At 49.9% G+C, this 11840-nt stretch carries 11 protein-coding genes and 1 tRNA gene; 5 read left to right on the top strand and 7 right to left on the bottom strand.

Annotated features, from left to right (window positions below):
• Nucleotides 1-42 precede the first annotated feature (42 nt).
• From DEV76_RS24970 to DEV76_RS24960, 3 genes are all read left to right on the top strand, one after another.
• Nucleotides 43-375, top strand: a complete 333-nt coding sequence (locus DEV76_RS24970; RefSeq protein WP_232827040.1) for an iron-sulfur cluster co-chaperone HscB C-terminal domain-containing protein — start codon at nt 43-45, stop codon at nt 373-375.
• Between the two features lie 14 nt (nt 376-389).
• A tRNA-Leu gene (locus DEV76_RS24965) sits at nt 390-473 on the top strand.
• Between the two features lie 316 nt (nt 474-789).
• Nucleotides 790-1380: a hypothetical protein gene (locus tag DEV76_RS24960; protein WP_198652231.1), complete on the top strand. Its 591-nt coding sequence runs from the start codon at nt 790-792 to the stop codon at nt 1378-1380.
• A 350-nt stretch (nt 1381-1730) separates the two neighbouring features.
• On the opposite strand, the gene DEV76_RS24955 is transcribed toward DEV76_RS24960, so the two are convergent.
• From DEV76_RS24955 to DEV76_RS24935, 5 genes are all read right to left on the bottom strand, one after another.
• On the bottom strand, nt 1731-3785 hold the full coding sequence (locus DEV76_RS24955; protein ID WP_109700688.1) for a CehA/McbA family metallohydrolase domain-containing protein: 2055 nt from the start codon (nt 3783-3785) through the stop codon (nt 1731-1733).
• A gap of 145 nt (nt 3786-3930) precedes the next feature.
• Nucleotides 3931-4644 (bottom strand): tRNA1(Val) (adenine(37)-N6)-methyltransferase, encoded by a 714-nt coding sequence (locus tag DEV76_RS24950; RefSeq protein WP_109700687.1) that lies wholly within the window; start codon nt 4642-4644, stop codon nt 3931-3933.
• An 8-nt stretch (nt 4645-4652) separates the two neighbouring features.
• Nucleotides 4653-5660 (bottom strand): tRNA (adenosine(37)-N6)-threonylcarbamoyltransferase complex transferase subunit TsaD, encoded by a 1008-nt coding sequence (gene tsaD / locus DEV76_RS24945; protein WP_109700686.1) that lies wholly within the window; start codon nt 5658-5660, stop codon nt 4653-4655.
• Nucleotides 5661-5714: 54 nt separating this feature from the next.
• Nucleotides 5715-6443: a DUF4197 domain-containing protein gene (locus tag DEV76_RS24940; RefSeq protein WP_109700685.1), complete on the bottom strand. Its 729-nt coding sequence runs from the start codon at nt 6441-6443 to the stop codon at nt 5715-5717.
• 49 nt (nt 6444-6492) lie between these two features.
• Nucleotides 6493-7746 (bottom strand): ABC transporter permease, encoded by a 1254-nt coding sequence (locus DEV76_RS24935; protein ID WP_109700684.1) that lies wholly within the window; start codon nt 7744-7746, stop codon nt 6493-6495.
• 91 nt (nt 7747-7837) lie between these two features.
• On the opposite strand from DEV76_RS24935, the gene DEV76_RS24930 reads away from it, so the two are divergent.
• Together DEV76_RS24930 and DEV76_RS24925 are read left to right on the top strand one after the other, a co-directional pair.
• Nucleotides 7838-9421, top strand: coding sequence for a peptide chain release factor 3 (locus DEV76_RS24930; protein ID WP_109700683.1), 1584 nt, complete (start codon nt 7838-7840; stop codon nt 9419-9421).
• A 189-nt stretch (nt 9422-9610) separates the two neighbouring features.
• Nucleotides 9611-9946, top strand: coding sequence for a hypothetical protein (locus tag DEV76_RS24925; protein WP_109700682.1), 336 nt, complete (start codon nt 9611-9613; stop codon nt 9944-9946).
• Between the two features lie 167 nt (nt 9947-10113).
• Here the strand turns inward: DEV76_RS24925 and DEV76_RS26050 are convergent, their stop codons facing one another.
• On the bottom strand, nt 10114-10458 hold the full coding sequence (locus DEV76_RS26050; RefSeq protein WP_157963107.1) for a hypothetical protein: 345 nt from the start codon (nt 10456-10458) through the stop codon (nt 10114-10116).
• Nucleotides 10459-10763: 305 nt separating this feature from the next.
• Nucleotides 10764-11609, bottom strand: a complete 846-nt coding sequence (porG, locus tag DEV76_RS24920) for a type IX secretion system protein PorG (RefSeq protein ID WP_157963106.1) — start codon at nt 11607-11609, stop codon at nt 10764-10766.
• Nucleotides 11610-11840: the final 231 nt, after the last annotated feature.

The raw sequence follows: 11840 nt of genomic DNA, 5'->3' as shown, positions 1-11840 counted from the left end.
ATGCTGCAACATTACTGTAAATTTGCTTTTTTGCAAAATCGGATGGAGGAACTGAAAAAATTCGAAGGGCTGATGGTGCCCGGGGAGAAATACGTTTTACCCGAAATCTTCATGATGGAGATGCTGGAAGTGAACAGCCAGCTGTTTACACTGGAGCATGTCGGCGATGAAGGTGCAGTGCTGCTGCTGGGCCGCAGGATCGCGGAATGGATGGACAGGCTGGAGGATGAGGTAAGCCCGGAACTGGCGGCATTTTCCCAGGGAAAAGCTACCCCTGCCCAGGTAGTTTTACTGAAAGAATGTTATGCAAAACTGAAATATTTATTGCGGATTCAACAAAGAATTTCTACATTTGCAACCCGCGATAAGGCCTGACGGCTGGATCGCATGCCCAGATGGCGGAATTGGTAGACGCGCTAGACTCAAAATCTTGTTTCGGCAACGGAGTGCAGGTTCGATTCCTGTTCTGGGCACAAGATTCAAAAGCCGGAGATATTCTCCGGCTTTTTTTATGCCCCTGCCCCATCCTTCCCATCCTGCTTTTCAATTCTGCTATAACTACCCTCCCCGGTCTTTCAGTTTTGTTATCCTGAAGATTAATGTACCTCCTCAAATATGGATACTATGACCTTTTTATTTGCAGGTCCGGTGTTAATAAGCGTGTAGGCGCTCCTCGTTGTGGCATAAAAAGTATTAAGGGGTAACAATACTAAAGGAATATTGTATTTTGTTTCTCCACACCCGGGTGTGAAATCCCTTACCCTTCTAGCCATTAACACAATCTCCGATATGAAAAGACGAAATCTTATTTCCCCTTTAGTCCTGGTTACAGGGCTGTTTTCTATTATGCTTATAGCATCTTGCGGTAAAGACGGCGAGGTTGGCCCGCAGGGACAGAATGGCCTGCAAGGCCCTGCTGGTCCCCCGGGTCCTGCGGGCCCCAAAGGTGATGGCGTTTCCGGCACCGTGATCTATTCCGGATGGCTGGATGTACCGTTTAAGCCGGATACTATTCATCTGGCAGGCGGGAAAATCGACACAATTGGCTACTTCGCCGTGATTGACGCGCCCAAACTTACCCTCGCGATGTTAAACACAGCAGATGTAAAAGTATACATCAACAGCAACGACGCAACCGACCCGGTTATATTTTCGTTGCCTTACAGAAGTAATTCCGGACTATACATCGATCTCGCGTCCTACACACAAAAGCTCGAACTGTATTCAAATGCTGACTTAAGCACCGTCACTGTCAATGGCAAGAAGTACCAGCAATACCGGTACATGATCGTGCCCGGCAATACACAGTCGAGATCAGCATCTTCGGTTAACTGGACTGATTATGCCGCGGTAAAAGCGCATCTCGGGTTAAAAGATTAAAATGCAGGAGGCTGTCTGCTATTTTAACAAACAGGTAAGACAGCCTCTTCTTTATATCCTAAAGCCAAAACCAGTAACAAACTCCCCCTATCTGTATACTTACTTAACCCTTAAAGAAGGGTTACTGTATATCAAATGTATATAAAACAGTACCAAACCCTTTACTGTAGCGGAATCCCTGCAATACATATACATTAGAGTACCCTTTAGGCAAGGTTTCAGTATCCCCTGCCATAACCTTCCATAGCCGTACCCGAACCGGAAACAAACGCTACATTGCCTTCATTTTCAGCCTATTACCTTATTTCTTTGCTTATTTTTTAATCCGGCCTGCCCCGTTTGTTGCCAATTCACCGGATGTAAAACGTTTGGCTGAAAGCCCCGTTTGCCGCAACATCCCAGGCTTCCACACGCACCCACTTCCTGCCGGCCAGCCTGCTGCTGAACCGGAACTCCTTTTCACCAAATGCCTCCGTATCAGTAAGGTCTATCTTTTCACGGTACACCTTTTCACCGTCCCCGGAAATGATTTCTGCAAATTGCATGGGGAAGGTCCAGCGGAGAGTGAGTGCAATATCTGCCGTGCCGATGGCCGATAGCTGCAGGTTGTCGCCGGGGAGCGTCCCGTTCACCTTCAGCGATGGCATCAGCACCTCCCCCGTTGTACTGAAAAAGCGCCCGTGCTGCATGGCATCCAGAATGGGCAGCCAGCTGTCTTTATACGCCGGCATTTTATCCAGCATCAGGTAGTTGACGTTCATGTGGGCGTACATTTCATTTTCTTTCGTGATGGTGAACAGATCTGCTTCGGCTATCACCGTTTTCCGTGCGCCCCAGTTGTTCATATCATCCATTAGGTCCAGCACCCGTTTACCAAGGCGTGGCTCCGAAAGATCGGCAGGCATGGCTTTCCAGGCGGCACCCATAAACCGGTCCGACTGAAAGAACGATTCATGGTTATAGATATCCGGGGTATTCACGGAACCTTTCGTGCGTGGGTGGGCCGTCCAGGCCAGGCCTTTTTCATCTTTCAGCAATTGCAGCATTTCCTCCTTGTTGCCAACGTGATACACTTTCCCGTAACCCGCTTTCTCTTCCACATAAGGCCTTTCGCCTTTGCGCGACATCACCCAGTAAACCGGCCGGGGGAAGATGTTCAGCCAATGCCCGCCAAAGAACTCATTCGGCTCTTCACCCGGCAACAGCAGGAAGTCTTTCCCCGAATGCTGCTCACACAGGTCAAAAAGCGCCTTTAACTGCGGCAAACGCTTCTCGTCCGGCCCTCTGGGATCGGCGGTGTAATGAAACTCTGCAAGGTGTACGATATCTACCCCCAGCTGCTTAAACACATCCACAAATTCAGGATGCTCAGGCACCGGCTTCCCGGCCATGATCACTTTCATGACGAACTCGTTATGAAAATGGCTCGACATGGTCTTAAACCCGGGAAGCTTTACATACTGATCGTTATGCGTAAATCGCTTCACTGCGGCAAAGGCTGCCGCTTCGCTTTCATTGTTCAGCAAACAAAAGAAGTTCATGCGCTGCCGGGTTCCCGGCGGGGCATTGAACCAGGGTACGAAACGCTTATCCCCCTGCAGTTCCTGCCGGATGCCAATCCCGTTCCCTTTCACCAGTCCGCGGTATCCTTTCCCATACCAGGTGAACCGGAGATTGAAGGCTTCATCCAGCGGGTAAAAATACTGGTGCGGAGGCGGAAACAGGGCCAGTGTGCCTTCTTTACCCGATGCTGCAATGGCACGGTATTTCACTGGCACATTACGGGCACTGTCTGCCGCGGATGTTTTTGCATTGATAAGACTATCGCTGGTATTGATCCATGCAACCTGCTGCCAGTCTGCCTTCTCACCGGCTATGCCTGCGTCGAATACAATTGCAGTGGCATCTTTGTCTGTAGATACTACCGCGGCAACATTCAGCAAGGGGCTTCCATGATAAAAAGTGATTTCGAGATGGCCTTTGAATGAACCTGCTGAAACCGGTCCAACGGTTACAACCGTACGGCTTCCTTCCTTTTTAACTGATGCATCGGTTTTGGCAATGGATAGCAGGTAAGTCTGGTAAGGCCTTTCCGGTACTTTGTCGAAGAATATGTTCCAGCCGTTTTGGGATAGCAGATCCCTTCTGCCAACGCTCACTACAAAAGCAGGGTCCACACCGGAGGCGATCCTTTTTCCGTTCAGGGATATTTCATTGAAAAGCGGGTTGCCGGGTGCGAGGTCGAATACTACCCTTCCGGTACCGGATTTGCCTGCCGGCCAGGTTACTTCCAGCAACTGCCCTTCTGCCACTACGCCTGCTCTATTATCCGCATTTCCGGCATTGCTCAAAGCCGCAGCCATACAGCACATGAACTGTATGACTGTTAATAAGACAATCTTCATACGTGGAATTTAGACCGATAATATAGAAAATTCTCCCGGCAATTTCTGATAATCATGATAAGCGCGGAAACAACAATAATTCAACGCATACGCATGTAGCCGGCAAGGTTGACAGCATACCTGATTGTAGTAAATATGAATTATTTCAGAGATGGAGATAATACGGCTGCAGTAATGCAACAAACTCCTGCGTGTATTGACGCTCTGTATTGTGGATGATAAGTTCTTCATCCGGCCGCTGTACTCCCTGCCCAAAGATTCCTACCGTCCGGAATGGAGCGTGCGCGGGTGTTTGCCGCACATTGAGCCTGGTGAGCAGTTGAAATCCCGCTGCCGATGCCTGTTGGTGAAAAACGGAGAACGATTCATAGGGCAACAACAGGGAAAATTGCCCGTCTTTCCGCAACAGTCTGGAAATAGCCGACAGCAATGCTTCGTAATCCAGTGTTGCGGTATGCATGGCCGCTGTGCGGCGCGCATCCGGCCCGCGAAGGTCGCGCTGAAAGAAGGGTGGATTGGAAATGATGAAGTCGTAGGGTTCGGGAGATTCGTATTGGCTGATATCGCCTTCCGTAAGCCGGAGGCGGTTGCTCCAGGGCGATGCCGCGAAGTTGGCGGCTGCCTGCGCTGCGGCGGATGCATCCAGCTCTACTGCATCTATCATAGAAGTAGTTTGCTGGGCCAGCATCAGGCTCAGGAGCCCCGTGCCGGCACCGATATCCAGTATGCGGGGTGGAGGTATGGAAGAAAGCTCCGCGGCCGTAAAAGCGCCCTGAATGCATGCGTCTGTACACACCTTCATGGCGCTCCCCGCCTGCTCTACCCTGAACTGCTTGAACTGGAACCACGAATTACCCATGGAAGTGCTTATTCAAATGCCGCGCGGGCCGTAGGCACGGTATCCGCAGAGCTGAAAGCCCCGGCCAGGTATTTATAATGGGCCGTCATGGCTATCATGGCGGCATTGTCTGTACAATATTGGAATTGGGGGATGTAAACGTTCCAGCCCTGTTGCTGCCCCAGTGTTTCCAGCGCCTTCCGCAGCCCGGAATTGGCACTTACGCCACCGGCGATGCAGATTTCAGTGATACCCGTTGCCTCGGCGGCTTTCACCAGCTTATTGGTAAGAATGGTAACGATCCTGTGCTGGATGGATGCGCAGATATCCGCGAGGTTCTTTTCCACGAACTCCGGATCTTTCGCTTTGTTTTCCTGCAGGAAATAAAGGATGGATGTTTTCAGGCCCGAGAAGCTGAAATCAAGCCCGGGGATCTGCGGTTCCGGGAATTTATATGCTTTGGGATTGCCTTCTTTGGCATATTTATCTACCAGCGGCCCGCCGGGATAAGGAAGACCGAGGATTTTGGCGGATTTGTCAAATGCTTCACCGGCAGCATCGTCCAGCGTTTCGCCGATGATCTTCATTTGCAAGGGGCCATCTACCTGCACGATCTGCGTATGCCCGCCTGAAACGGTGAGGCAGAGGCAGGGGAACGATGGTTTAGGATCATCAATGAAGTTGGCCAGCACGTGTGCCTGCATGTGATGTACGCCTATGAGCGGGAGGTCGAGCGCCATGGCCATGGACTTGGCGAAGCAGCTGCCTACCAGCAGGGAGCCGATGAGGCCGGGGCTTTGCGTGAAAGCGATGGCACTAAGGTTTTGCGGGGTCATACCGGCTTTCTTCAAAGCCAGGTCTACCACCGGAACAATGTTCTCCTGATGGGCACGCGATGCCAGCTCAGGCACTACCCCTCCGTATTGTTCATGTACTGCCTGCCCGGCAATTACATTAGAGAGTACTTTCCCGTCGGAAATAATGGCTGCGCTGGTATCGTCGCAGGAAGATTCTATGGCAAGTATGTTAACCGGCATAAGTCCGCAAAGTTACGCGAAAAGCGGCGGAAATGCATGCCCCTTATGCACCCCTTACTTATTCTGCGCAAGCTGGCTGCCAAACACGGTTTTCAGCAGTTCGGTAACCCGGGCGGCAGGGTCCTTCCGGATCTTCTGCTCTTCCAGTCCTACTTCATTGAAAATACCGCTGATGGCACGCTCGGTTACATAGGCGGTGAGGTCGGTATTAACCGGAGTTTTGGAGAAACGGTTGTATACGTTGAAAACATCCGCCCAGTATTTGGTGGCATCCACTTTCTTCAGGGCGCTGCTGATAACAGGACTGAAAGCCGTGGTGAGCGCGGCGGTGGTTTTCTGTTTGAAGTAATTGGTAGCGGCAAAGTCGCCACCGCGGAGGATGCCGATGGCATCGGTAATGCTCATCTGGCGGATGGCGTTTACAAAAATAGGTGCGGCAGACTTGGCGGCTTCTTCGGCCCCGCGGTTCATGGCCAATACGGCTTTATCCACTACGCTGCCCATGCCCAGGTTGCGGAGGGTGGATTCTACCTTCTGCGCTTCGGGAGGCATAAGTATTTTCAGCATGGCATTGGCAAAGAAGCCGTTGGGAGTGGAAAGTCTTCCGGATGCGTTTTGCGCACCGATGGTGAGGGCTTCTTTCAGTCCGGATGCGATCTGGAAACTGTTAGGCTGGCCGGGCATAGTGGTGGTGGTAGGCCAGGTGTTAATGATCTGCTGGGTGGTTTCGCAACCTGAAAACAGGCATATGCTGAGTGCTCCGGTCAGGAAAATGTGCTTCATGTAAGGTAAAATTGGGTGCAAATATATTAACTCATGGCAATAGGCGTGCCTAATTGCTCCTGATGGCCACCACAGGGTCTAACCTGCTGGCGGTCCATGCCGGAATAAACCCTGCAATGATCCCAACGATCCCTGAAATAGCGAACCCGAGAATGATATTCCCGGCCGACAGTCCGATCTGGAAAGTGCTGAACAGGTTCTTGGCGATGGTGGCTCCTGCGAAAACGACCAGCAGGCCAAGCCCGCCCCCTACCATACAGAGGATCATGGACTCAATGAGGAATTCTGTTAATATAACACCCGGGCGGGCGCCGATAGCCTTCTTCAGGCCGATGATGTTCGTTCTTTCCTTTACCGTCACAAACATGATGTTGGCGATGCCAAAGCCGCCTACCAGCAATGCAAATGCTGCGATCATCCATCCGCCGGCATTGATGTAAGTGAACAGGGTGGTGAGCTCTCCCTGCACCGTAGTGATCTCATTCAGCGCGAAATCGTTCCCTTCCGCAGGCTTCAGGCGGCGGAGGGCACGCATAGCGCCGGTGAGGTCGTCTTTCATCTGTGCGGTAGGTATACCGTCGGCAGCGCGGGCTAAAATGGTAGTATTCACACTCCAGCTGCGCTCGTCCACGATGGTACGGGCATAAAAGTAGGTCATCACCACACAATCGTCGTTCAGCACCCCGCCTATGAGGCTTTCTCCTTTGCGCTTCAACACCCCTATCACCCGGCACTTCCGGTCAGACACACGGATTTCTTTGCCCACTGCCAGTTCGGGATTCCCAAACAAGCCGTTGGCGATATTCCAGCCCAGAACTACTCCATTGGAGCCGCTGCTGAATTCCGAAGGACTAAAATACCTGCCGGCCAGCAAATCGATGGTCTGCATTTTGTCCAGATCAGCCGAAGTGGCGATTATGGCTACCTGGTCCATGTAATCAGACCCGTATTCTACCTTTCTGCCGCCGGTGGAGAATGTAAAAGTTACGGCGTCGGTAGAGCCTACCTTATCCTTTATCTGCCGTACTTCATGATATTTAGGCTGCGGGCGGTTCATATATTGCCACCATTCCCCGCCACCGTCCCATGGCCATTTTTCGATATACACGACGTTGGTTCCCAGGGAGTTCAGGTCTTTCCGGATAGATTTTTCCATACTGTCGGTAACCGTTAGTACGGCGATGATGCAGAATATACCTATGGTGATGCCCAGCAGGGAGAGAAAAGTGCGGAGTTTATTGACCCGCAGTTCCTGCAAGGCCATTTTCAGGCTGTTCCAAACGATCTTGAGGGTCGATAGCATGTTTCAAAAATAACATATAAACCAATGCCAAACACTGGTAACACGTTCCTTTTTACCGGAAAAATGTACCTTTGCTGCCATTTGCTAAAAGATGAAGTACCTCAACGAGATTAATAAAAGGAAAACATTTGCGATTATCGCCCACCCCGATGCCGGTAAAACCACGCTCACGGAGAAGTTCCTCCTGTTCGGCGGTGCCATCCAGACGGCCGGTGCGGTGAAATCCAATAAGATTAAGAAACATACCACGTCCGACTTCATGGAGATCGAACGGCAGCGCGGTATCTCCGTGGCTACCTCGGTAATGACCTTCGAATACCGCGATATCCTCGTTAACCTCCTGGATACCCCCGGTCACAAGGACTTTGCCGAAGACACCTACCGTACCCTTACGGCGGTAGACAGTGTGGTACTTGTGATCGACTGTGTAAAGGGTGTGGAAGAGCAAACGAAGAAACTCATGGAAGTGTGCCGCATGCGCGATACCCCCGTGATCATTTTCGTGAATAAGCTCGACCGCGATGGTAAAAACCCTTTCGACCTGCTCGATGAACTGGAAGAACTCCTCAACATCAGGGTACGCCCGCTCAGCTGGCCCATCAACATGGGGAAAGACTTTAAAGGCGTGTACAACCTCTACGATAAAAGCTTTGTTTCTTTTGCGGCCAACCGTAAAGCTACCGACGATGATATCGTTCCCATGGAAGACCTTTCCAGTCCCAAGATCGATGAACTTTTCAATAAAACGGATGCCGCACAGCTCCGCAATGACGTGGAACTGATCGAAGGGGTGTATGATCATTTTGATCCTGCTCCTTATCTCGAAGGTAAACTGGCTCCCGTTTTCTTCGGCAGCGCCGTGAACAACTTCGGGGTAAAAGATCTGCTGGATACTTTTGTGGACATCGCTCCTGTTCCGCGCGACAGGCAGGCCAGCACCCGGGAAGTGAAAGTAACGGAAGATAAGTTCTCCGGTTTCATCTTTAAGATTCACGCAAACCTGGATCCCCGTCACCGCGACCGTATCGCATTCCTTCGGGTATGTGCCGGTAAGTTTGAGCGGAACAAATATTTCCATCACGTGCGCCTCGATAAAGATGTGCGCTTCGCCAACCCGTACAGCTTCCTTGCACGGGAGAAGAATATTGTGGACGACGCCTATCCCGGCGACGTAGTGGGCTTGTTCGATACCGGCAACTTCAAAATCGGCGATACGCTTACTGAAGGTGAAAACTTTTTCTTTACCGGCATCCCCAGCTTCTCTCCGGAGCTGTTCAAGGAGCTGGTAAATAAAGACCCCATGAAAACGAAGCAGCTGGAGAAAGGTATTTCCCAGCTTACGGATGAAGGGGTTGCGCAGCTGTATACCCAGCACAACGGTAACCGTAAGATCATCGGTTGTGTGGGCGACCTGCAATTTGAAGTAATTCAGTACCGCCTGCTCCAGGAGTATGGCGCATCCTGCCAGTTCAACACCCTACCCTTCTATAAAGCCTGCTGGATTACCGGCGACAAAAAGAAGCTGGAAGAGTTCATCCGCTTTAAAAGTGCGAACGTGGTGTATGATAAAGACGGGCACCTTGTATACCTCGCACAATCCGAATGGTACCTCAATACCGAGCGCGCCAATAACCCGGATATCGAGTTCCACTTCACTTCAGAGATTCATAAGTAATAAGACATACTTCAATAGAAAAGGCACCTTGCAGAAAGGTGCCTTTTTTTTTGTAAAAATAGTTTCTGGAAAAAGTTTTGAAATTCAGAAAAAGGTACATTGAATTCGAAAGTATGATGGCCATCGACTATTTATACCCGCTGGCTGATTAAAAAAATCAATAAAAACTTATCTGAACAACTGAAATTTATGAATGGAATTCATGCAATTTTTCAGGAAAACATTACTGATTTTAAGGAAAGGAATCTTTCCCGGGAAATAAGCCGGGTAGAGAGTGCCATTAGAAAGCTTACAAAATTAGAAAGTGATCTGGAGATATGTTTGACAAATCCCAGGTTTGCACTTTTATCAAAGGCGTACAGCCAAACAGGCGAAGTGCTGGATGTGATGTACGACATACTAACCATCCTGAAAAAAAACAACATCAAAACACCCATTACTGCACCTTCTGAAGAAGCAAAAATAACTATCAGGCATTCACATCTGATTTTCGATTTCAAGACAGCCCCCAATCCGGGATATTAATCCCTTCCCACCCCATTCCCATCTGCATTATTCAATTCAATTTTTTTCCGCATGGATTTGCGGAAGCAGTAAGGTATTGCCCTTATGTATATCAACAACAAAGGCCCCGGAGAACCGGGGCCTTGTGGAGGTACTAAAATATTGTGACAATAGAAGATGTACTAAAATCAGTTACCGAAAACGATCACTCCGGAAACGCGGGGCCTGCGGGGCAGGGGGATCGGCGGTGGCGGAGGAGGGAACGGATAACGAGGCCTTACTACCACTACTCTTTCATCCCTGCAATCGTAGCGGCGGTAATCATGGTGATGATGCCCGTGCTTCTTGTACTTTCCATGTTTGTAATGCCCACGGCCACGGCGGTCATCGTCACAATCGTCGTCGTCATACCTGTCGCGGTCACGATCACGATCGTACCGGTCATAACGTGCATTACGGTCGTACCTTCCATGTTGTGCTTGTGTGGCGTAGGCGGCTCCGAGGAGGAGCATCAAGAGAAGTAGCTTTTTCATAGCCTGCTGTTTTAGATTGATCCCGGTCCTTTCATCCCCTTTTTCGTTGGCGGCTGTCGGACTTACTTCTGTAAATCCAAAAGTATGCCAATGTGGAAATTTCTCCCCAAACCATTGACCATAGCAGGTTTCAACGTCTCATTGATTTCTTCCCGTAAAAAATATTTTCAAATTTATTTTGCAGGAAAGTGGAAGGCATAAAAAAAGACCGTCACGAAAGACGGTCTTTTACTTTTTCTATTTGGACTTGATTGGGGGCAAATGTTGTGATTACACATTATGCAACCATCGTGCCAAAGTATCTTTTACATGCGGAAACATTTCGAGAAATTGGTAGAGCGCAGTCCGCCCGAACTACCACCCAAACGATACAGGAAAGTGATACCCGTAAAGGTATACCAATCCTTATACTTCGCAGAGCCACGTTTGGCGCCATCCAGCGGATAAGCACCTCCGTGTATCTCATCTCCGCGCCATGCCCAGTCTACCGCGGTCTGCCCCCTTTCTGCCAGGAGGGTGTTACGGTCTACATACGTGGTACTCACATCATCGAGGTAATCGGTGAACGTGGGGCGCAGGCCTAATTCAAATCCTATGGTAATGCGGTCGGTAAATAAATATTTGAAACCCACACCGAATGGAATGGATATCTGGTGCAGCGCATATTGCCCGCCACGCTCAGGATATTGCGGGAGGCCCTGCCCTTCTGTACTCAGCCTGCGTAATGGCACACGTGCCCCTGAGCTGTCTTTCGCAGTGGGGTAAAAACTAAACAGCGCCACACCGCCAAATACATAAGGCGTAAATCCTTTATCGTCTATATCCAGGAAATTGAGTTCCGCGCCGAGGTGCCCTTCCCAGATGGGAGAACGGAAACTAAGGTTACGGGCGATGAGTGCCGCACTTTTATTATTCTTATCGTCTGCGGAAATCATCCCGAAAGTAAAGCCACCTCTGAGGGTAAGCCAGCGGTTCATATCCCGCTTTACCAATAGCCCTATCATGGGGCCGGTAGTTTTAAGATCTACACGCTTCTCTGTAAGATCTCCGTTGTAATTGCTGATCCCGGCGGTTCCTCCGATATGCCAGTCCTGAGATTTGGTGATAAAAGGGGCAGCAAGTAGTAATACAAGGCCGGTGACTTTTTTCAATGTGATAAGGTTTTACTGGGTGACTGACTATAACAACGACACAAACCGGCAAAAAAGTATCCGGACACATACACAACCGGGAACGAAATTATACATTTTTTCCATTTCATTATAATTATACATATATGATTTACAGGCTTCTCCCTGTGCGGCGCGATATTTAAACCCTTATTTTTGCGGCAGGTACGGAATTTGAAGCAGCATTGTCTTAACCTTTCACCATATAAAACT

The sequence above is a fragment of the Chitinophaga deserti genome (assembly GCF_003149455.1).
Taxonomy (GTDB): Bacteria; Bacteroidota; Bacteroidia; order Chitinophagales; family Chitinophagaceae; genus Chitinophaga; species Chitinophaga deserti.
The sequence above is the reverse complement of the archived record's forward strand: the minus strand, read 5'-3'. Positions and strand labels throughout refer to the sequence as shown.